24 protein-coding genes are annotated in these 19,288 nt (G+C 64.6%); 3 read left to right on the forward strand and 21 right to left on the reverse strand.

The window, feature by feature from the left end; genetic code table 11:
* Positions 1–7: 7 nt before the first annotated feature.
* The 9 genes from ACE3P2_RS05125 to rpoE form a co-directional block, all read right to left on the reverse strand.
* Positions 8–376, reverse strand: a complete 369-nt coding sequence (locus ACE3P2_RS05125; protein WP_374261751.1) for a DUF4845 domain-containing protein — start codon at positions 374–376, stop codon at positions 8–10.
* A gap of 2 nt (positions 377–378) precedes the next feature.
* Positions 379–1,167: a signal peptidase I gene (gene lepB, locus ACE3P2_RS05130; protein WP_374261753.1), complete on the reverse strand. Its 789-nt coding sequence runs from the start codon at positions 1,165–1,167 to the stop codon at positions 379–381.
* Between the two features lie 24 nt (positions 1,168–1,191).
* Complete coding sequence (gene lepA / locus ACE3P2_RS05135; RefSeq protein ID WP_374261755.1) at positions 1,192–2,988, reverse strand: translation elongation factor 4; 1,797 nt, start codon at positions 2,986–2,988, stop codon at positions 1,192–1,194.
* 66 nt (positions 2,989–3,054) lie between these two features.
* On the reverse strand, positions 3,055–3,315 hold the full coding sequence (locus ACE3P2_RS05140; protein WP_374261757.1) for a glutaredoxin family protein: 261 nt from the start codon (positions 3,313–3,315) through the stop codon (positions 3,055–3,057).
* On the reverse strand, positions 3,305–4,741 hold the full coding sequence (locus tag ACE3P2_RS05145) for a DegQ family serine endoprotease (RefSeq protein ID WP_374261759.1): 1,437 nt from the start codon (positions 4,739–4,741) through the stop codon (positions 3,305–3,307). Before ACE3P2_RS05145 ends, ACE3P2_RS05140 begins: the two co-directional genes overlap by 11 nt.
* Complete coding sequence (locus ACE3P2_RS05150; RefSeq protein ID WP_374261761.1) at positions 4,738–5,193, reverse strand: SoxR reducing system RseC family protein; 456 nt, start codon at positions 5,191–5,193, stop codon at positions 4,738–4,740. Before ACE3P2_RS05150 ends, ACE3P2_RS05145 begins: the two co-directional genes overlap by 4 nt.
* Positions 5,193–6,158 carry a MucB/RseB C-terminal domain-containing protein gene (locus tag ACE3P2_RS05155; RefSeq protein ID WP_374261763.1) on the reverse strand — a complete coding sequence of 322 codons (966 nt, stop codon included), beginning with the start codon at positions 6,156–6,158 and terminating at the stop codon, positions 5,193–5,195. The genes ACE3P2_RS05150 and ACE3P2_RS05155 overlap by 1 nt, the downstream gene beginning before the upstream one ends.
* Entirely contained in the window at positions 6,155–6,703 is a 549-nt protein-coding gene (locus ACE3P2_RS05160; RefSeq protein WP_374261765.1) for a sigma-E factor negative regulatory protein, read from the reverse strand. The genes ACE3P2_RS05155 and ACE3P2_RS05160 overlap by 4 nt, the downstream gene beginning before the upstream one ends.
* Positions 6,704–6,707: 4 nt before the next feature.
* Complete coding sequence (gene rpoE / locus ACE3P2_RS05165) at positions 6,708–7,307, reverse strand: RNA polymerase sigma factor RpoE (RefSeq protein ID WP_374261767.1); 600 nt, start codon at positions 7,305–7,307, stop codon at positions 6,708–6,710.
* 223 nt (positions 7,308–7,530) lie between these two features.
* Between rpoE and nadB the strand changes: the two genes are divergently transcribed.
* Positions 7,531–9,120: an L-aspartate oxidase gene (gene nadB / locus ACE3P2_RS05170; RefSeq protein WP_374261769.1), complete on the forward strand. Its 1,590-nt coding sequence runs from the start codon at positions 7,531–7,533 to the stop codon at positions 9,118–9,120.
* On the opposite strand, the gene ACE3P2_RS05175 is transcribed toward nadB, so the two are convergent.
* From ACE3P2_RS05175 to ACE3P2_RS05215, 9 genes are all read right to left on the reverse strand, one after another.
* Positions 9,117–9,554: a protein YgfX gene (locus ACE3P2_RS05175; RefSeq protein ID WP_374261771.1), complete on the reverse strand. Its 438-nt coding sequence runs from the start codon at positions 9,552–9,554 to the stop codon at positions 9,117–9,119. The genes nadB and ACE3P2_RS05175 overlap by 4 nt on opposite strands.
* A gap of 27 nt (positions 9,555–9,581) precedes the next feature.
* A complete protein-coding gene (fabF, locus tag ACE3P2_RS05180; RefSeq protein ID WP_374261773.1) occupies positions 9,582–10,817 on the reverse strand; it encodes a beta-ketoacyl-ACP synthase II in 1,236 nt (411 codons plus the stop codon).
* A gap of 18 nt (positions 10,818–10,835) precedes the next feature.
* Positions 10,836–11,075 carry an acyl carrier protein gene (gene acpP, locus ACE3P2_RS05185; RefSeq protein ID WP_324513761.1) on the reverse strand — a complete coding sequence of 80 codons (240 nt, stop codon included), beginning with the start codon at positions 11,073–11,075 and terminating at the stop codon, positions 10,836–10,838.
* 87 nt (positions 11,076–11,162) lie between these two features.
* Positions 11,163–11,912: a 3-oxoacyl-ACP reductase FabG gene (gene fabG, locus ACE3P2_RS05190; protein WP_374261776.1), complete on the reverse strand. Its 750-nt coding sequence runs from the start codon at positions 11,910–11,912 to the stop codon at positions 11,163–11,165.
* On the reverse strand, positions 11,909–12,844 hold the full coding sequence (fabD, locus tag ACE3P2_RS05195; RefSeq protein WP_374261777.1) for an ACP S-malonyltransferase: 936 nt from the start codon (positions 12,842–12,844) through the stop codon (positions 11,909–11,911). The genes fabG and fabD overlap by 4 nt, the downstream gene beginning before the upstream one ends.
* A gap of 32 nt (positions 12,845–12,876) precedes the next feature.
* Positions 12,877–13,842: a beta-ketoacyl-ACP synthase III gene (locus ACE3P2_RS05200; protein ID WP_374261779.1), complete on the reverse strand. Its 966-nt coding sequence runs from the start codon at positions 13,840–13,842 to the stop codon at positions 12,877–12,879.
* The gene (gene plsX, locus ACE3P2_RS05205) at positions 13,839–14,852 is read right to left on the reverse strand and encodes a phosphate acyltransferase PlsX (protein ID WP_374261781.1); all 1,014 of its coding nucleotides are present in this window, start codon (positions 14,850–14,852) and stop codon (positions 13,839–13,841) included. The genes ACE3P2_RS05200 and plsX overlap by 4 nt, the downstream gene beginning before the upstream one ends.
* Positions 14,853–14,939: 87 nt before the next feature.
* The gene (gene rpmF, locus ACE3P2_RS05210) at positions 14,940–15,119 is read right to left on the reverse strand and encodes a 50S ribosomal protein L32 (RefSeq protein WP_079435603.1); all 180 of its coding nucleotides are present in this window, start codon (positions 15,117–15,119) and stop codon (positions 14,940–14,942) included.
* A 23-nt stretch (positions 15,120–15,142) separates the two neighbouring features.
* Positions 15,143–15,619 (reverse strand): DUF177 domain-containing protein, encoded by a 477-nt coding sequence (locus ACE3P2_RS05215; RefSeq protein WP_374261783.1) that lies wholly within the window; start codon positions 15,617–15,619, stop codon positions 15,143–15,145.
* Between the two features lie 111 nt (positions 15,620–15,730).
* Between ACE3P2_RS05215 and ACE3P2_RS05220 the strand changes: the two genes are divergently transcribed.
* Positions 15,731–16,306: a nucleoside triphosphate pyrophosphatase gene (locus ACE3P2_RS05220; RefSeq protein WP_374261785.1), complete on the forward strand. Its 576-nt coding sequence runs from the start codon at positions 15,731–15,733 to the stop codon at positions 16,304–16,306.
* Complete coding sequence (locus ACE3P2_RS05225) at positions 16,306–17,022, forward strand: SAM-dependent methyltransferase (protein ID WP_374261787.1); 717 nt, start codon at positions 16,306–16,308, stop codon at positions 17,020–17,022. Before ACE3P2_RS05220 ends, ACE3P2_RS05225 begins: the two co-directional genes overlap by 1 nt.
* Positions 17,023–17,040: 18 nt before the next feature.
* Here ACE3P2_RS05225 and ACE3P2_RS05230 read toward each other — a convergent pair whose 3' ends face one another.
* Genes ACE3P2_RS05230 through ACE3P2_RS05240 form a run of 3 tightly spaced genes read right to left on the reverse strand, consistent with a single transcriptional unit; the run spans position 17,041 to position 19,014 of the window.
* Positions 17,041–17,379, reverse strand: a complete 339-nt coding sequence (locus ACE3P2_RS05230; RefSeq protein WP_374261789.1) for a Rieske (2Fe-2S) protein — start codon at positions 17,377–17,379, stop codon at positions 17,041–17,043.
* A complete protein-coding gene (locus ACE3P2_RS05235) occupies positions 17,376–18,062 on the reverse strand; it encodes an HAD-IA family hydrolase (protein ID WP_374261791.1) in 687 nt (228 codons plus the stop codon). The genes ACE3P2_RS05230 and ACE3P2_RS05235 overlap by 4 nt, the downstream gene beginning before the upstream one ends.
* Positions 18,055–19,014: an RluA family pseudouridine synthase gene (locus tag ACE3P2_RS05240; RefSeq protein ID WP_374261793.1), complete on the reverse strand. Its 960-nt coding sequence runs from the start codon at positions 19,012–19,014 to the stop codon at positions 18,055–18,057. The genes ACE3P2_RS05235 and ACE3P2_RS05240 overlap by 8 nt, the downstream gene beginning before the upstream one ends.
* Between the last annotated feature and the right edge of the window lie 274 nt (positions 19,015–19,288).

Here is a 19,288-nt window from a genome sequence, read left to right on the forward strand (position 1 = left end):
GAAGAACTCAATGGGCGTCGGCGGACGAGGCGTTGAACTCGATCAGCAGGCTGACGTTCGCGACCAGCGGCACCTTGCGGGCATATTCGACGGACATCACGATGCGGCCGTTTTCCTTGGTGATATCGATGTCGGACGCGGTGACGCTGGAAATGTCATCGACGGTGACGCGCTTCGAGAAGGCGTTGCGCAGTTCCGATACCGTGGCCGTCTGGGGATTGGCGCCGCTCGCGACGGCCACCAGCGCCCGCTTGATGCCATAGAACTCGTTGACCACCGGGACCAGCTTGAGCCCGACGACGACGAGTGCCGCCATCGCCCCGCCGACAAACAGAACGCCGACGAGGCTGAGGCCCGATTGACTTTTGCGCGTCATGATCAATGGAAACTGCCTATCCGTTTCAGGTCGCTGAAATTGAACCAGATGAAAAAGGCCTTGCCGACGATGTTCTGCTCGGGGACGAAGCCCCAGCCGCGGCTGTCGAAACTGCCGTCCCGGTTATCGCCCATCATGAAGTAGTGCCCCGCCGGAACGGTGCAGGATACACCGCGGTTAGTATAGGTGCAGTTTTCCTGAAATGGGTATTTGATGATCTGGGAAACATACGCCGGTGCGTCATTTTCCACGATGATGCGGTGCTCCACGTCGCCGAGCTTTTCGAGATAGCTGGGCGAGTAGAACAGGCGGTCGGTGTGGAGATAATCGGCGATGTGGGTCTGCGGCTGGGCCACGCCGTTGATGGTCAGCTTCTTGTCGATGTACTCGATCTTGTCCCCGGGCAGGCCGACGACGCGCTTGATGTAGTCGAGCGACGGATCGGCCGGGAAGCGGAACACCATCACGTCGCCGCGCTGGGGCGTGTTCACTTCCATGATCTTCTTGTTGATGACCGGCAGGCGAATGCCGTACGTCCATTTGTTGACGAGGATGAAATCGCCCACCAGCAGAGTCGGGATCATCGAACCGGACGGAATCTTGAACGGCTCCACGACGAAGGAGCGCAGGCAGAACACCACCAGGATCACGGGGAAGAAGCTCGCCCCGTACTCGACCCACCAGGGCGTCTTCGCGCCAACGCTGCGACGCTTGCTGGCCACGAAGTGGTCCAGCGTCCACAGGACGCCGCTCACCAGCAGCAACAGGAAAAGAATCAGGGCGAAATTCACGCGGTCACTCCAGTCATCAGCGGCTTATTTGCCTTCATCCACCCGCAGCACGGCGAGGAACGCCTCCTGCGGAATCTCCACGTTGCCGACTTGCTTCATCCGCTTCTTGCCTTCCTTCTGCTTCTCGAGGAGCTTCTTCTTGCGGGTGATGTCGCCGCCGTAGCACTTGGCCAGCACATTCTTGCGCAGCGCCTTGATGGTTTCGCGGGCGACGATGTTCGAACCGATGGCCGCCTGCACGGCCACGTCGAACATCTGGCGCGGAATCAGCTCGCGCAGCTTCGCCACCAGTTCGCGGCCGCGGTACTGGGAATTGGCGCGGTGCACGATGATCGACAGGGCATCCACCTTCTCGCTGGACACCAGCACGTCGAGCTTGACCAGATCGGCGGCACGGTATTCCTTGAACTCGTAGTCGAGGGACGCGTAGCCGCGCGAGACGGATTTGAGCTTGTCAAAGAAATCCATGACAACTTCGTTCATGGGCATGTCGTAGATCAGCTGAACCTGGCGGCCGTGGTAGAGCATGTCGACCTGCGCGCCACGCTTTTGGTTGCACAGGGTGATCACCGAACCGACGTATTCCTGGGGCAGGAAGATGACCGCCTTGATGATCGGCTCGCGCACCTCCTCGACCTTCGACAGATCGGGCAGCTTCGACGGATTCGAGATCTGCTCGACGGTACCGTCCTTCATCAGCACCTCGTAGACCACGGTCGGCGCCGTGGTGATGAGGTTCATGTCGAACTCGCGCTCGAGTCGCTCCTGCACGATTTCCATGTGCAGCAACCCCAGGAAGCCGCAGCGGAAGCCGAAGCCAAGCGCCTGGGAGACCTCCGGCTCGAACTGAAGCGACGCGTCGTTGAGGCGCAGCTTTTCGAGGGATTCGCGCAGCTGGTCGTACTCGTTGGACTCCACCGGGTAGAGGCCCGCGAAAACCTGTGGCTTGATTTCCTTGAAGCCGGCCAGCGGCGCCTCGGCCTTGCGGTTGGCCAGGGTGATGGTGTCACCCACCTTGGCGGATTTCAGTTCCTTGATGCCGGCGATGATGAAGCCCACCTGCCCCGCCGAGAGGGATTCCCGCGGCTGGGACTTGGGGGTGAACACGCCCACCTGCTCGCACAGATGCTGGGCACCGGTGGACATGAACAGGATCTTGTCCTTGGGCCGCAGTTCGCCATCGACGACGCGGACCAGCATCACCACCCCCACGTAGTTGTCGAACCAGGAGTCGATGATCAGCGCCTTGAGCGGCGCGTCCGGATCGCCTTTGGGCGGCGGAACGCGGGCGATCACAGCCTCGAGGATGTCTTCAACCCCCATGCCGGTCTTGGCCGAGCACGGGATCGCGTCGGTGGCGTCAATGCCGATGACGTCCTCGATCTCCTGCTTCGCGCCATCCGGATTGGCCTGGGGCAAATCCATCTTATTGAGGACGGGCACGACCTCCACGCCCTGGTCGAGGGCCGTGTAGCAGTTGGCCACCGTCTGGGCCTCGACGCCCTGAGACGCATCGACCACCAGCAGGCCACCCTCGCAGGCAGCCAGGGAACGAGAGACTTCGTAGGAGAAGTCCACGTGGCCCGGCGTATCGATGAGGTTCAGGTTATAGACTTGGCCGTCCCGCGCCCGATAGCTGAGCGCCGCCGTCTGAGCCTTGATCGTGATGCCACGCTCACGCTCGATATCCATCGAGTCGAGCACCTGGGCTTCCATTTCCCGCGAGGAAAGACCGCCGCACAGCTGGATGATCCGGTCGGCCAGGGTCGATTTGCCGTGGTCGATGTGGGCGATGATCGAAAAGTTTCTGATGTGTTGCATAGGCCATGAAAAAGGGTGCCAAGGGGCACCCTGAAAGAATTTGTTTGCCTGGCAAAGACTTGGATTCTAACCGATACGCCGGAAATGAGCACGGACCGCAGCTTCGTCGAGGAAGTAGTGACACAGTTCCACATCCCCCGCCAGCACCACCGGCACCTTCTCGCTCCAGACCGCTTCCAGCTCGGGAAAGGCATCCACGTCCAGCACCTCGATGGCAAAACCCAGTTCCTGCTGCAAGGGCGCCAGCGCGTCCAGCAGATCATGGCAGAGGTGGCACCACTCCCGGCTCAGCACCGTCAGCCGGGGCTGTACGAGATCAGCGTTCAAGGGTTCGCAACGGCACGAAAGTCTGGGTGTCGCCACGGAGCACGAGCACCGTCACCGTCTGCCCGAGATCCAGGGCGGCGACGACCCGATTGAATTGATCGACCGAGCGGATGTCGATGCGCACGCCGCGATTCACAATCGCCAGGATCGCATCGCCCGCCTGAATTTCAGACGCCCGGGCCGACGCGCTGCGCAGGGCGTCGACCACCACCCCGCCCCCCGCCATACGCCCGTCCCGACGCTGTTCGGCGTTCGGCTCGACAACCACCAGGCCCAGCTTGTTGGGCGCAGCATCCGGTCGAGGCAACTTCGCCGCCACCTTGCGAATCTTGTTATCCTCGGGCAGTTCCGCCACCACGACCGACAAGTCCCGCAACATGCCCTTGCGCCAGACCTGCACCGGCACGCGTGCACCCGGCCGGGTACCACCGACGATGCGCGGCAGGTCGCCGGAGATGCCCACCAGCTTGCCGTCGAAACGCAGCACGATGTCACCCTGCTCGAGCCCCGCCTTGTCCGCCGGACTCCCCTTCTCGACCGAACTCACCAGCGCCCCCACCGGCTTGCCGAGCCCGAAACTATCCGCCAGTTCGCGCGAAACCTCCTGGATCACCACACCGATACGCCCGCGCTGCACCCGTCCGCTCGCCCGAAGCTGACTCTGAACGTCCATCGCCACGTCGATGGGAATCGCGAACGACAACCCCATGAATCCGCCTGTACGGCTGTAGATCTGGGAGTTGATGCCGACCACCTCGCCCTTCATGTTGAACAGCGGGCCACCGGAATTACCCGGATTGATCGCCACGTCGGTCTGGATGAAAGGCACGAAATTTTCCTGCGGCAACGAGCGCCCCTTCGCGCTGACGATACCTGCCGTCACCGAGTTCTCGAAGCCGAACGGCGAGCCGATGGCCACCACCCAGTCGCCCACCCGCAGCCGGTTCGGATCGCCGAGCACCACACGCGGCAGCCCGCTCGCATCGATCTTGAGCAAGGCCACATCGGTCCGCGGGTCCGCTCCCATCAGACGGGCACGGAACTCGCGCTTGTCGGTCAGCTTGACGACGATCTCGTCGGCGCCGTCGACAACGTGGGCATTGGTCAGCACGTAGCCGTCGGACGAGACGATGAAGCCCGAACCGAGGGACCGGCTGTCAGGATCGACGCGAGGCGCCCCCGGATGTCGCGGAATGAAACGCCGAAAAAGATCGAACATCGGATCGTCTTCGTCGAGACTCGGCACGCCGCCACGCCCCTGGCGAACCGCCTGGGTCGTGCTGATATTCACGACCGCCGCCCCCTGCCGCTCAGCCAGATCGGCGAATTCGGGCAGATCGCGAGCCAGCGCCGACTGGGCCGACACCAACACGATCAACGCGCCGAACAGCGCGAACACCCGAAACACAAACGCCATCGCCTTCATCGCCCGCAGCCCCCGGCGTCCAGATCCGCTTTTTCGAGTCGTAGCGGCGGCACGCCGGCGCCCGACCACGCAATTCGGCGGCGCCCCAGCAACGCGGCGACGGTACCGCCCGCCACCGCGCCCAGCGCAGCAAGCAGATCCGCGCCACCCGGAGCGGCCACGGCACTGCCCAGTGCCGCCCCGGCGAGCACGCCCACCACCGGCCAGGCATAAGTGGCGAGGGCCGCCTTAAGCGGCAGCCCGTCTTCGACCAGCACCCCAACCGGATCCCCTGGAAGCGCACCGATGTCGTTCGCGACGCGCACAACGTGACTGGTCTGCGCCAACGGTCGCGCGATATTCACGCCGCCGCAACCGCCGGGCTCGTTGCACCGCCCGCACCCCTGGGCGACCGACACGTCGACCCACGCGTAACCATCCTCGACCTTCGACACCACACCTTTGACCCGCATCAGCGCTTCCGCACCTCGACGCCATCGGCGATCCGCACGAGCGCGGCCGGCGGCACCTCACCGAGCACGGTAATCAGATGATCGGCCACCGTCCGCCGGAAGATATTGACCGCCCCGTTGGCGCTCATGCCGCTCTGGGCATGCGCCTTGACCGATTGCGGCTCGATGAACACCGAGATCGCCGCCAGGCCGTCGGAAAACACCACATGGTAGGCCTCGCCGCGCTCCTTGCGGGCGGGACGCGCCACCGAAACAACCTGCCTGAAGCCCGGAATCGTGTTGCGGAACACCCATCCGGTATCCTCCACCTTCACGTCGTTACCGCGCGCCTGCACCACCTTCCAGTCGGCGCCGCGGACGAAACGCGGCTTCACTTTTTCCTTGTCGAAGACGGTGCCGATCTGCACGTCATTGAATGCGAACTGCTCGATGCTCTCGCCTTTTTCGCCGATCAGGCGGGCGCGAAGCAACAATCCGGAAGCCACGTCGGCCCAGAGCTGATGGCCGAAACGCATGTCGTCCTTCGGCTCGAGGATGATCTGCTGACTTTCCAGACCGGCGATCCGGACGACCTCGCCTTTGCGGATACGGTAGTTCTCGGCCAGGGCGCTGGGCGAGGCCGGCAGCCGCGCCGGGAAACTGCGGCGCGCCGACGACTGATCGACGATCACGAGTTTCTGGTCGGGCAGGAAGCACTGCACCTCGTCGTTGCTGCGCACCACCTCGCGCGGACTGCCGTCCAACGCTTCGAGCTTCTCGAATTCGGCACCGCCATCCACCAGATGGGCGATGCGCGACATCTCAACGTTCTTGCCATTCTGGTAGCTGAAGGTGCCGATGTAGTTAAGCTTGTGCGCCGCGTTGGAAATCCGGCCCAGCCAGCTGATCGGATCACTCGGGCCATCGGCCCAGGCCGCGCCCTGCGTTGCAAGCACGGCCGCACAGATGCAGAGGAAACGCTTCATCGCTCACCGGCCGCACGCGTGTCCGAAACGGTCCGGACGTACATCGCCACACCGGGCATCGCCGCGGACGGCGCCATCGCCTGGTGGGCAAACACGTATTCGCGGTCAGACGGTTCGCCAGCCGCGCTGGAAACTCTTTGAACCGATTCCGCCGGAGGTGCCGCCGCGACAGCGACCGCCGGCGCCTTGACCGCTGCCACTTTCGGCATCCCGTCGCCAGCGCCGCCGTTGAGCGTCATCGCCACCCAGCCTACTGCAGCCACCCCCATCACCGATGCGGCGATCGGCATGAAATGACGGACCCAGCCCGCGCCCACCGCCTGACGGGAAGGCGCCAGCACGGTCGGCTCCTCGTCGAGGCAGCGCATCACGTTGCGCGTGAAATCCGCCGACAGCGCATCTTCGTCCCGTAGCACGTCTCCGATGAGGCAATAACTCTCCCAATCCCGACGCAACGCACCGTCCCGCTTGAGGGACTCGAACATTCGCGCCGACGCGTCTTCGTCGAGCGCACCGTCGAGCAGAGCCGAAACCTTTTCTTTCATTGTCTTACCACCTCTTGTTCGGAGCCGTATCGAGCAACGGCTTGAGCTTCTCGGAAATCGCCTCACGGGCACGAAAAATCCGTGAGCGCACCGTGCCAATGGGGCACTCCATGATCGATGCGATCTCGTCGTAGCTCAAACCTTCGATTTCTCGCAAAACGATCGCCGTCCTCAACTCCTCGGGCAAGGCTTCCATGGCCACATTGACGGTATCACCGATCTGCTTGGTCATCAGCAACCGCTCGGGCGTGTTGATGTCGCGCAGTTGATCGCCGTCCTCGAAGGTCTCGGCCTCCTCGGAGTCGAAATCCGTCGTGGTCGGTGCTCGCCGACCCTGCGAAACCAGAAAGTTCTTGGCGGTGTTGATCCCAATACGGTAAAGCCACGTGTAAAAAGCACTGTCCCCCCGGAACGACGGCAAGGCGCGATAAGCCTTGATGAACGTTTCCTGGGCAACATCCTCCACTTCGGCAGGATCGCGGATCAATCTAGACAACAGGCGGGCGAGCTTGCGCTGATACTTCGCAACCAGCAGGCCGAAAGCCTGCTTGTCGCCGCGCTGGACACGCTCGACCAACTGCTGGTCAATTTCTCGATCGCTCATGGTCGGAACAGGTTTACCTCGTGAATCGTGACCGGGTCGGCCACCGACCGCGCAGTATACCGTGTGCGCCCATGATTCCTGCGAAAGCACTGAGGTTGACCGCTGCGCTTCATCCATAGTTCAGTCGGCGGCAGGGTTTTGTTGGTCGCAGACGCCGTCTGCACGATCGACTCAGCGTGCTATAGTCGGCCCTCCCAAACATCGCTCCCCGCGGAATTTCGAAGTGACCGCCTTTGATGTGCTCATTCTGGGAAGCGGCCTCGCCGGCCAATCCCTCGCACTGCGCCTTGCCGACACTCACAAGGTAGCCCTCGTCACCAAACGAACGCTGGAAGACAGCGCCAGCGCCTGGGCGCAGGGCGGCATCGCCGCCGTCCTCGACCCCACCGACAGCACCGAAGCCCACATCGCCGACACTCACACGGCCGGCGCCGGCCTGTGCGCCGACGACGCCACCCGCTTCGTCGTCGAAAACGGCCCAAGGGCGATCCGCTGGCTGATCGACCACGGCGTGCCTTTCACCGGTGACGCCAATTCGCCGATCGGCTACCACCTCACCCGCGAGGGCGGGCACGGACACCGGCGAGTGATCCACGTCGCCGACGCGACCGGCGCCGCCGTACAGGCCACGCTCACCGAACAGGTGCGGGCCCACCCCAACATTCAGATTTTCGAGCAGCACATCGCCGTCGACCTCATCGTCGGCCGCAAGATCGGGCGCCCCGAAGCCGGCTGCCTGGGCGCGTACGTGCTCGACATCCCCAATGACGAAGTGCGCACCTTCGCGGCTCGTCACACGGTGCTCGCCACCGGCGGAGCCGGCAAGGTTTACCTCTACACCACCAACCCCGACACCGCCACCGGCGATGGCGTGGCGATGGCCTGGCGGGCGGGTTGCCGGGTGGCGAACATGGAATTCATCCAGTTTCACCCCACCTGCCTATACCACCCGCAGGCCAAATCCTTCCTGATTTCCGAAGCCGTACGCGGCGAAGGGGGCCTGCTGCGCCGCCCCGATGGCAGCCGCTTCATGCCCGAACACGATCGCCGCGAGGAGCTCGCCCCCCGCGATGTCGTCGCGCGCGCCATCGACTTCGAGATGAAGAAGCACGGCCTCGACTGTGTTTTCCTCGACATCAGCCACAAGCCGGCCGATTTCCTGCGCGAACACTTCCCCAACATCCTGGCCCGCTGCGCCGAACTGGGCATCGACATCACTCACCAGCCGATACCGGTGGTGCCGGCCGCGCATTATTTGTGCGGCGGCGTGGTTGTCGACCTGCGCGCCCGCACCGACGTCCCGGGCCTCTACGCCATCGGCGAGACCTCATGCACCGGTCTGCACGGTGCCAATCGGCTCGCCAGCAATTCATTGCTCGAGTGCCTCGTCTACAGCGAGGCCGCCGCCGCCGACATCGTCGCCAATCCGCGCCCCCACGCCGACGCCCTGCCCCAGTGGGACGAGAGCCGCGTGACCGACGCCGACGAGGCGATCGTAATCTCCCACAACTGGGAGGAGCTGCGTCGCTTCATGTGGGATTACGTCGGGATTGTGCGCACCAACAAGCGCCTCCAGCGCGCCCAGCACCGGATTCGCCTGCTCGCCCGCGAGATCGACGAGTTCTACAGCAACTTCCGGGTCAGCAACGATCTGATCGAATTGCGCAACCTGGTGGTCACCGCCGACCTCATCGTCCGCAGCGCCCTTCAGCGCAAGGAAAGCCGTGGGCTGCACTTCAGCCGCGATTATCCGGCAACGCTTCCCAAGGCGCGGGATACCGTCTTGCGCCCCAGCCGTCCCAAGGCAGGCTAAACCGACTCGGGCGGCCCCGCGTCAGCGTCTTCCGCCCGGGCGCGCAATCTCAACCAGATCTGTAGCGCCCGCCACGCCCCGGGCGACAACTGGTCGCGAAGAATCATCATCGCACCCGCGGCTCGCCGATCGCCCGCCTTCCAGGCCAGCCAGACGACGCCTGGCGCGATCACGGTGGCCGGCGCCGGCCTCACGATCTCTTCGGCGCCCGCCGGTGAAAACACCATCCGGCCATCGTCCTCCAGCCCAAGAAGCGCCACATCGGAGCGACGCCAAGCCCGCCATCCGAACCGCGCGGACAAGCCGATCGCCGCCAGCAACACCGTGGCAACCACTGGATCCCCCAGGAATACCAACGAAAAAGCCGCCCCGACATGCACGACCATCACGAGGATGGCGCGCAGCCGCGACGGCTTGATTTCGATCACGCTCACGACCAGCGGTCTCCCGCGGCCGCCACGTCAGACCTTCCGGAACACCAGCGTACCGTTGGTACCGCCAAAACCGAAATTGTTTTTCACCGCAACATCGATCTTCATCTGACGGGCGACGTTCGCGCAGTAGTCCAGATCGCACTCCGGATCCTGCTCGAAGATATTGATCGTCGGAGGCGAAACCTGGTGATACACCGCCAGGGTCGTCAGGACCGACTCGAGGCCACCGGCACCACCGAGCAGGTGCCCCGTCATCGACTTGGTGGAGTTGACCACCAGCTTGCGCGCGACGTCGGCACCGAAGGCCTGCTTGATGGCCTCGGTTTCGTTCTTGTCGCCCAGCGGTGTGGACGTGCCATGGGCGTTCAGGTACTGCACCTCGTCCGCATTGACACCCGCGTTCTGCAGGGCATTGACCATGCTTCGACGCGGGCCATCGGTATCCGGGGCAGTCATGTGGAACGCGTCGCCACTCATGCCGAAGCCGGCAATCTCGGCGTAGATGCGCGCACCACGCTTGACGGCGTGTTCGTACTCTTCGATCACCAGCACACCGGCGCCTTCACCGAGGACGAAGCCGTCGCGATCCTTGTCCCACGGACGGCTCGCCGTCGCAGGATCGTCGTTTCGGGTCGACAGCGCCTTGGCGGAAGCGAAGCCCCCGACGGCCAACGGCGTCACGGTGGATTCGGCACCGCCGCAGACCATCACGTCGGCATCGCCGTATTCGATCATCCGAGCGCTCATGCCGATCGCGTGCAAGCCGGTCGTGCAGGCCGTGACGACCGCCAGGTTCGGCCCCTTCAGGCCAAACATGATCGACAGGTTACCGGAGATCATATTGATGATCGTGCCGGGAATGAAGAAGGGAGAAATCTTGCGGGGACCGCCGGCGAGGAAATCGTCATGGGTTTCCTCGATCATCGGCAAGCCGCCGATACCGGAACCGATGTTCACACCGATCCGGTGGGCGTTGGACTCCGTCACCTCGATTCCGGAATCGCGGAAGGCCTGAATGCCGGCCGCGAGACCGTAATGGATGAAGACGTCCATCCGGCGCGCTTCTTTCGGGGAAAGGTAGGCGCCGACATCGAAGCCCTTGACCTCTCCGGCGATCTTCGCCGAAAAGGCAGAGGTGTCGAAACGGGTAATCTGAGCGATGCCGGAACGGCCACTGGTGATGGCGTCCCAGGCTTCAGGCACGGTATTACCGACCGGCGAAATGACGCCAAGGCCGGTGACGACAACTCTGCGTCGGGTCAAGGCTTGCTCCTGCGAGTCTTACTTCTTGAGGTGAGCGGAGACGTAGTCGATCGCCTGCTGCACGCTGGTGATCTTCTCGGCTTCTTCGTCGGGGATTTCGCACTCGAACTCTTCTTCGAGGGCCATCACCAGCTCGACGGTGTCGAGGGAGTCGGCGCCCAGATCGTCGACGAAGGACGATTCGTTCTTGATTTCGGATTCATTGACACCGAGTTGTTCGGCGACGATCTTCTTAACACGCTGTTCGATATTTTCCATGTAGCAACTCCTTCGCTGATTGAGCGGGGTGAATTCAAAACCCCCGCATTCTACCAAAAACGCGCACCCTCGCCAGTCCGGCGAGGATTACGCCATGTACATACCACCATTCACGTGGAGGGTAGCGCCCGTCACGTACGAGGCGGCCGGCGAGGCAAGGAAGCCGACCACCGAAGCGATCTCCTCCGGCTTGCCGAGACGGCCAAGGGCAATCTTGCCCTGCAGCGCCTCGCGCTGGGCTTCCGGCAATTCTTTGGTCATGTCGGTGTCGATGAAACCCGGCGCGACGCAATTGACGGTGATGTTGCGGCTACCCAGCTCCTGCGCCAGCGCACGGCTCATGCCCGCCACGCCGGCCTTGGCGGCGGCGTAGTTGGCCTGCCCCGGGTTGCCGGAGCTGCCGACCACCGAAGTGATGTTGATGATGCGACCACCGCGCGCCTTCATCATCCCGCGCATGACCAGACGCGACATGCGAAAGACCGACTTGAGGTTGGTGTCGAGCACCGCATCCCACTCGGAATCCTTCATGCGCATCGACAGGTTGTCGCGGGTGATGCCGGCGTTATTGACCAGCACCAGCACCGGGCCGAGGGTCTTCTCGATGTCGGCGATGGCGGCTTCACAGGCCGCCGCGTCGGTCACGTCCAGCGCCAGACCGCGGCCGGCGACGCCGGCGGCTTCGAGACCTGCCTGAATGTCAGCGGCCCCGGCCTCGGAAGTCGCAGTGCCGACCACGGTGGCCCCCATGCGCCCGAGTTCGAGGGCGATGGCCCGGCCGATACCCCGCGATGCGCCGGTCACCAGCGCCACGTGTCCCTTCAAAACCTCGGTCATGCTGCCCCCGTCGTCTGGAGAATGTCGGCGAGGCTGGCCGCGTCGGCGATCGCGCCGCCCTGCAGGCTGCCTTCGATGCGCTTCGTCATGCCAGCCAGCACCTTGCCAGGGCCGCACTCGAAAACGTGGGTCGCACCACGCCGGGCGATGTCCTGCACCGTTTCGATCCAGCGGACCGGCGAATAGGCCTGGCGAACCAGCGCGTCCTTGATGCGCGCCGGATCGGTTTCGACCGCGACATCCACGTTGTTCAGCACGGAGATGGACGGCACCTTGATTTCGATCTCGACCAGCCGCTGGGCAAGCCGCTCGGCGGCCGGCTTCATCAGCGCGCAATGGAAAGGTGCGCTCACCGGCAGCAGCACGGCACGCTTGGCGCCCTTGGCCTTGGCAACCACGATGGCACGCTCGACGGCGGCACGGGCGCCAGCGATGACGATCTGACCCGGTGAATTGAGATTTGCAGCGGACACCACCTCACCCTGCGCGGCTTCGGCACAGGCTTCGGCAGCGGCAGGCTCGTCGAGGCCGAGCAGCGCGGCCATGGCCCCTTCGCCGGCCGGCACGGCCTCCTGCATGGCCTGGGCGCGCAAGCGGACGAGCTTGACGGCCTCCTGGAAATCCAGCGCACCGGCAGCCACCAGCGCCGAGTATTCACCCAGGCTGTGACCGGCAACCAGGCTCGGCAGCACGCCGCCCCGGGCCACCCACTCGCGAAACACGGCCACACCGGCGGTGAGCATCAACGGCTGGGTATTGACCGTCTGGGCGAGCAGTTCGGCCGGACCATCCGCCACCATCTGCCACAGATCCTCACCCAGCGCCGCGGAGGCCTCGGCAAAGGTCTCGCGAATCACGGCCGACTCGCCGTAGCCGGCCATCATGCCGACCGACTGCGAGCCCTGCCCCGGAAAAACGAAAGCGAAATTCATCGTCCCCTATCCTTCAATGACAATGCTTCTTGTTAGAACTGGATGAGCGCGGCACCCCACGCAAAGCCGCCGCCGATCCCTTCGAGGATCACCTTTTGGCCAGGCCGGATGCGTCCGTCGCGGACGGCCGCGTCGAGGGCCAGCGGAATCGAAGCCGCCGAGGTATTGCCGTGTTCGCCAACGGTGGCAATGACCCGATCCATCGACAGGCCCAACCGCTTGCCGGTAGCCTGGATGATGCGGATGTTGGCCTGGTGGGGAATCAGCCAGTCCACGTCGTCGAGGGCGACGCCCGCGCGCTCGGCCACTTCGCGGGCCACGTCGGCAAGCACCCGCACGGCAAACTTGAACACCGCCTGGCCGTCCATGCGCAGGAACGGATCGCCCGTCACCTGGCCGCGATTGACCTGACCCGGCACACGCAGAATGCCGTTGTGGCTGCCGTCGGCATGAAGCGCGGTAGCCAGGATGCCCGGGGTGTCCGAAGCGGCCAGCACCACCGCGCCGGCACCGTCGCCGAACAGCACGCAGGTGCTGCGATCCTGCCAGTCGAGAATGCGCGAAAAGACCTCCGCACCCACCACCAGCACGCGCTTGTGGTCGCCGGAGCGGATGAACTTGTCTGCGGTTGCCAGCGCGTACGCGAAACCGGCGCAGACCGCCTGCACGTCGAAGGCCGGCGAACCATTGCTGATGCCCAGGCGGGCCTGCAGCAGCGTGGCAGTGCTGGGAAAGATGTAATCCGGCGTCGAGGTGGCGACGATCAACAGGTCGATGTCCTGCGGCCCGCACCCGGCTGCAGCCAGGGCGCGCACGCTCGCTTCGTAGGCCAGATCACTGGCGGTCACATCCGGCGGAGCCAGATAGCGGCTGTGAATTCCGGTGCGCTCGACGATCCACTCGTCGGAGGTATCGATGCCACGGGCAACCAGATCATCGTTAGTGACCGGCGAGCCAGGAAGATAGCTGCCAGTTCCGATCACTCGGGTATGGATCATGCTGCGGGCCTTTCGCGTTCCATTCGTTCGCTGATGCGTTCAATGAGCCGGTTGCGTGCGGCTTCGGCGGCTCGCCAGATGGCCTGCTCGAAAGCGAAGGCGTCGGCCGAACCGTGGCTCTTCACCACGACGCCGCGCAGGCCCAGCAAGGCGGCGCCATTGTAGCGACGGGAGTCCACCTTGTGCTTGAAACCTTTGAGGGCCGACATCGCGAAAACCGCGGCCAGCTTGGTGATCCAGTTGCGCGAGAACTGCTCGCGCAGGAAGGTCGCCATCATCTGGGCGAGACCTTCCGAGGTCTTGAGGGCAACGTTGCCGACGAAGCCATCGCAGACGACCACATCGACGGTCCCTTTGTAGATGTCGTTGCCTTCGACGTTGCCGTAAAAATTGAGGCCACTGCTTCGCAGCAGCTCACCGGCCTGTTTGACGATCTCGTTACCCTTGATGTCCTCCTCGCCGATATTGAGGAGGCCGACACTGGGACGTTCGTTGTGCTCGACGGCGGCGACGAGCATCGCCCCCATGATGCCGAACTGGAGGAGGTGTTCGGGCGAACAATCGACGTTGGCGCCAAGGTCGAGCATGTGGGTCTGGCCGCGCAGCGTAGGCAGCGTGCTGCAGATCGCCGGCCGGTCGATGCCGGGCAGCGTCTTCAGGACGAAGCGCGAGATGGCCATCAGCGCGCCGGTATTGCCCGCCGACACGGCCGCCTGAGCCTCGCCGGCCTTGACCAGATCGACCGCCACGCGCATCGAAGAATCCTTCTTGCTACGCATGGCCTGGGCCGGCGGCTCGTCCATGCCGACAACTTCGGACGCCGGCTGCACGCGGAGGCGTTCGCCGAACTCGGCAAGCGCGCCCCCCAGATGCGGCTCCAGCGCCTCGGGTCGGCCAACGAGAAGAATCCGGGTATCACGATCGGCGCGCAGGAAATGCAGGGCGGCCGGGATCGTTACCGAAGGGCCGTGATCGCCCCCCATGCAGTCAATGGCCAGGGTGACAGTCATTCGGCGCTAACAGGAGAAAATGGGAGGACAAGTCGTAAAAACGGCGCGATCGCCCGAGGGCGTCGCGCCGCTTTGCAACCGGGAGAATTACTCGCCCTTGGCCTTGGCGACCTTCTTGCCACGGTAAACGCCGGACGGCGAAACGTGGTGACGCAGGTGCACTTCGCCGGTGGTCGGCTCAACGGCCAGCGGGGGCGCGACCAGGAAATCGTGGGAACGGTGCATACCGCGCTTGGACGGGGACTTCTTGTTCTGTTGGACAGCCATGAAACACTCCTTGAGGAATACTTTTAAACCTTGCCGCGCAACTGGCGCAGAACGGCGAAGGGCGAAATCTCTTCATCAACACCGGCCTTGACCGGCGGATCGCAATTTTCGTGGCGCGGCACGAGGGGCAAGGCCAGCAGCACCTCATCCTCCACCAGGGCCAGCAGGTCGGTGAGCGGCTCAACCTCAAGGGCATCTTCCGCATCGTTCTCGAGTTCATCCTCCGGCGGCGCTTCGCCGGGCCGGAGAAGCAGGAGACGATTCTCCACCTCACAGGGCCACACCAAGGCTTCGAGACAGCGCTGACATTGCAGGACCAGCTCACCGTGGATCTGGAGATCCACGTGCAGCTTGCCTTCGCCGTCTTGCTCGCCCTGAAACCCGAAAGCCACTGTTCCGGAGGGTTCCAGCACGGACCCGGCGACACGGCCGAGTGCCGACACGGGCACCTTGCCCTCAAGGCGGCGCCCATCTCTGGCCAACGCCCGAAGGTCGATCACGAAGCTTTCTTGCGACATAAGAGCGGCATGATATTATTTTCGGCTCCCTGTGTCAAAACCCTGCAAACGCGCAAACCGACCTCCTCGCCGGAGGCAACCGCGCCCGACCCCATGAAACTCGTCCTCGCCTCCACCTCGGCTTACCGCCGCGAACTCCTGCAACGCTTCGACCTGCCCTTCGACGTCGCCCGCCCGGACATCGACGAAAGCCCGCTCGCCGGCGAAAGCCCCCGCGCCACCGCCGAACGCCTGGCCGTCGAGAAGGCACGCGCCGTGGCCGGGCGATTCGACGACGCGCTGATCATCGGCAGCGATCAGGTCGCGGCAATGGGCGAGGCGCGCTTCGGCAAGCCCGGCACCGTCGAGCGTGCCGTTGCCCAGCTCACGCAGATGAGCGGCAACACCGTGGTGTTCCATACCGCGCTAGCCCTGCTCAACACCCGCAGCGGCCGCGTTCAGGTCGAGGTCGTTCCCACCGAAGTGCGCTTTCGCACGCTGTCCGAGGCCGAGATCGTGCGCTACGTCGACAAGGAACGCCCCCTCGACTGCGCCGGCAGCGCCAAATCCGAAGGGCTCGGCATCACGCTGCTCGATGCGCTCTCGGGCGACGACCCGAACGCCCTCGTGGGCCTGCCGCTGATCGCACTGGCCCGCATGCTGCGCAACGAAGGCATCGCCCTGCCCTGATGACCGCCGGCACGCTCTACCTGATCCCGGTCGCCCTCGGGCCCGCCGACACCGCGCTCACCACGCCGACAGACGTCGCCAACCGGGCGCGCAGCCTCGGTTACTTCGTGGTCGAGAACGCCAAGACCGCCCGCGCCGACCTCAAGCGCTTCGAACACCCGCAGCCCCTGCGCGAGCTCGACATCCGAGAACTGCCCGCAAACCCCGGCCCGGCCGATCTCGACGCGTTGCTCGCGCCGCTACTGGCCGGTACCGACGCGGGACTGATGTCCGAGGCCGGCTGCCCGGCCGTCGCCGACCCGGGCGCCCTGCTGGTGCGCCGCGCCCACGAACAGGGCATTCGCGTGGTTCCGCTGGTCGGCCCCTCGTCGCTGCTGCTGGGCCTGATGGCCTCCGGCCTCAACGGCCAGAGCTTCGCCTTCCACGGCTACCTGCCGGTGGATGAAGAAGCCCGGAAGAAGCGCATCCGCGAACTCGAGGCGGAATCCGCACGCATGTCGCGCACCCAACTGTTCATCGAGACGCCCTATCGCAACGACCGCATGTTCGAGGCACTGCGCGGCACCTGCAACCCCGAAACCCGGCTCTGCGTGGCGCGCGATCTGACCACCGACGACGAATGGATCGCCACCCGGCGCATCGCCGACTGGAAGAACGCCCCCGCACCGGATCTGGCCCGGCGACCGACTGTCTTCCTGCTCCTGGCGGGCAAATAGCCGGACGGCGCACGCCACTCAGCCCGCCTCGTCCTCCGCGAGGAACACCCCGCCGTCCCGCTCGACCACTACCAGCGCCTCCAGCCGCCCGCCGCGGCACGGGCCGGCAACGCACCGACCGCTCTCGGGCCGGTACAACGCGCCGTGGGTGGCACAGATCAGATAGGCGCGATCCGCATCGAAGAAGCGCCCGGGCTGCCAATCCAGCTCAACCGCCACGTGGGCGCAACGATTGAGATAGGCGAACACCTGCCCGCCAAAGCGCACCACGAACGCCGGCACGTCGCGCCCGCCACGGCGCACCGTGAAGCGCACGCCATCCCCGCCGTCGCTCAGCGCGGCCGACGCGCAGATCACGCGTTTGCCTCCAGCCAGGCACGCAATTCGGCCGGTGTATGCACACAGGCCAGCGGCGATTCGGCCACCAGCTGCTCGACCGGATGCGCGCCGAAGCTGACCGCGAGCCCGGCCACACCGGCATTCTTGGCCATCAGCAGATCGTGGGTCGTATCGCCGATCATCAGACAGGATTCGGCCATCACCCCCAGCTCATCCATCAGTTCGTTGAGCATCGCCGGATGAGGCTTGGAGAAGCACTCGTCGGCGCAGCGGGTTGCATGGAAATAAGGCCCCAGCCCCGAGAACGCCAGCGCCCGATCGAGCCCGTTGCGGCTCTTGCCGGTCGCCACCGCAAGCAGATGGCCGCGGGCGTGCAGATCGGCAATGAGCGCCTCGGTGCCGTCGAACAGGCTCAACGCCCGGTCGCCAGCCAGGAAATGATGGCGATAGCGCTCGACCATCCGCGGGTAATCGCGCTCGGCCAGCTCCGGGACGGCGTAATGCAGGGCATCGACCAAGCCGAGGCCGATCACGTGGCGCGCCCGCGCGTCGGATGGCGGCGCCAGCCCCAGGTCGGCACTGGCCGCCTGGATCGCGCGCACGATGGCTGCCGCCGAATCGAGCAGCGTGCCATCCCAATCGAAGACGATCAGATCGAAGCGCTTCTGCCTTTCGCCCGCTCGGGGCGCGAGATCAGCCATATTCCCTCTCCCGGGTTTGCTCGACGGCCGCCACGAAACCCGCCAGCTCGAGCGGCAACGGCGCCGTCAGTTCGATCGGCTGATCGGTCAGCGGATGACGGAAGGCCAGCCGGGCGGCGTGCAGGAACATCCGCTTGAGCCCCTCCTTCTCGAGCACCTTGTTGAGCGCGAAATCTCCGTACTTGTCGTCGCCGCAGAGCGGAAAACCCGCATCGGTGAGGTGCACGCGGATCTGATGCGTTCGCCCCGTCTTCAGCTCCACCTCAAGCAGGCTGAAGCCCTGCCAGCGCCGCTGCAGGCGCACGATGCTGTGCGCCGGCTTGCCGTCGCGATGCACGCTGACGCGCCGCTCGCCGTTGTCGAGCAGGTACTTCTGCAGCGGCTGCCTGATGTGCTGCATCGGATTCAGCCAGCGACCGGACACCAGCGTCAGATAGCGCTTCTGCACTTTGCCGTCGCGCATCATGTCGTGCAGGACCGTGAGCGCGCTGCGCTTCTTGGCGACGATCAGGAGGCCCGACGTCTCCCGGTCGAGGCGATGCACCAGCTCGAGGAACTTCGCCTCCGGCCGCTGGCGCCGCAACTGCTCGATCACCCCGAAACTCACCCCGCTGCCGCCATGCACCGCCAGGCCGGCCGGCTTGTCGAGCACCAGCAGCGCGTCGTCCTCGAAGACGATGTCGAAGGGCTTGCCCACCGGCACCGGCGCCGCTGCCGGATCCTTCTCGGCCAGGCGGATCGGCGGAATGCGCACTTCGTCGCCGCCCTGCAACCGGTAGGTCTGGTCGACCCGACGACTATTCACGCGCACCTCGCCGCTGCGCAGGATGCGGTAGATGTGGCTCTTCGGCACGCCTTTGCAGATGCGCACCAGAAAGTTGTCGATGCGCTGCCCCGCACTGCCTTCATCGACGCGTTCGTGACGTACTGCGGGAGCTTTACTCAAGGCCATCTTTTTGAAATATACTGTTGAGCGGTTTTTTCGGTCCTGATGCGTCGCGCCCGCCACAAGGGTGTCATCCAAGGATTCAACACCGGCCCGTGCCGCGCCAGAGCGACTCAATATCGAGGACTCCACGCCGAGTTATCCGGCACCCTCAGCGCTCCCGAAAACCACAGGAAGGTCCATCGCCGGACAAAAAGAGGGCGATGGTACTGTATTCGACACTAAACTTGTACCAATTGCGCACAGGCGCACACGCAGATTGACGGCCCTGAACCGGGGC

Origin of the sequence: Zoogloea sp. (assembly GCF_041911615.1) — a bacterium.
Lineage (GTDB): Bacteria > Pseudomonadota > Gammaproteobacteria > Burkholderiales > Rhodocyclaceae > Zoogloea.

Bases quoted from the DNA above. Each gene is read 5' to 3' on its own strand.
- ACE3P2_RS05220 (WP_374261785.1), top strand. From the start codon at position 15,731: ATGAAACTCGTCCTCGCCTCCACCTCGGCTTACCGCCGCGAACTCCTG.
- ACE3P2_RS05155 (WP_374261763.1), bottom strand. From the start codon at position 6,158: ATGAAGCGTTTCCTCTGCATCTGTGCGGCCGTGCTTGCAACGCAGGGC.
- plsX (WP_374261781.1), bottom strand. From the start codon at position 14,852: ATGACTGTCACCCTGGCCATTGACTGCATGGGGGGCGATCACGGCCCT.
- rpmF (WP_079435603.1), bottom strand. From the start codon at position 15,119: ATGGCTGTCCAACAGAACAAGAAGTCCCCGTCCAAGCGCGGTATGCAC.
- ACE3P2_RS05225 (WP_374261787.1), top strand. From the start codon at position 16,306: ATGACCGCCGGCACGCTCTACCTGATCCCGGTCGCCCTCGGGCCCGCC.
- fabG (WP_374261776.1), bottom strand. From the start codon at position 11,912: ATGACCGAGGTTTTGAAGGGACACGTGGCGCTGGTGACCGGCGCATCG.
- fabD (WP_374261777.1), bottom strand. From the start codon at position 12,844: ATGAATTTCGCTTTCGTTTTTCCGGGGCAGGGCTCGCAGTCGGTCGGC.
- acpP (WP_324513761.1), bottom strand. From the start codon at position 11,075: ATGGAAAATATCGAACAGCGTGTTAAGAAGATCGTCGCCGAACAACTC.
- ACE3P2_RS05145 (WP_374261759.1), bottom strand. From the start codon at position 4,741: ATGAAGGCGATGGCGTTTGTGTTTCGGGTGTTCGCGCTGTTCGGCGCG.
- ACE3P2_RS05235 (WP_374261791.1), bottom strand. From the start codon at position 18,062: ATGGCTGATCTCGCGCCCCGAGCGGGCGAAAGGCAGAAGCGCTTCGAT.
- ACE3P2_RS05150 (WP_374261761.1), bottom strand. From the start codon at position 5,193: ATGCGGGTCAAAGGTGTGGTGTCGAAGGTCGAGGATGGTTACGCGTGG.
- ACE3P2_RS05200 (WP_374261779.1), bottom strand. From the start codon at position 13,842: ATGATCCATACCCGAGTGATCGGAACTGGCAGCTATCTTCCTGGCTCG.
- lepA (WP_374261755.1), bottom strand. From the start codon at position 2,988: ATGCAACACATCAGAAACTTTTCGATCATCGCCCACATCGACCACGGC.
- ACE3P2_RS05125 (WP_374261751.1), bottom strand. From the start codon at position 376: ATGACGCGCAAAAGTCAATCGGGCCTCAGCCTCGTCGGCGTTCTGTTT.
- rpoE (WP_374261767.1), bottom strand. From the start codon at position 7,307: ATGAGCGATCGAGAAATTGACCAGCAGTTGGTCGAGCGTGTCCAGCGC.
- ACE3P2_RS05240 (WP_374261793.1), bottom strand. From the start codon at position 19,014: ATGGCCTTGAGTAAAGCTCCCGCAGTACGTCACGAACGCGTCGATGAA.
- ACE3P2_RS05160 (WP_374261765.1), bottom strand. From the start codon at position 6,703: ATGAAAGAAAAGGTTTCGGCTCTGCTCGACGGTGCGCTCGACGAAGAC.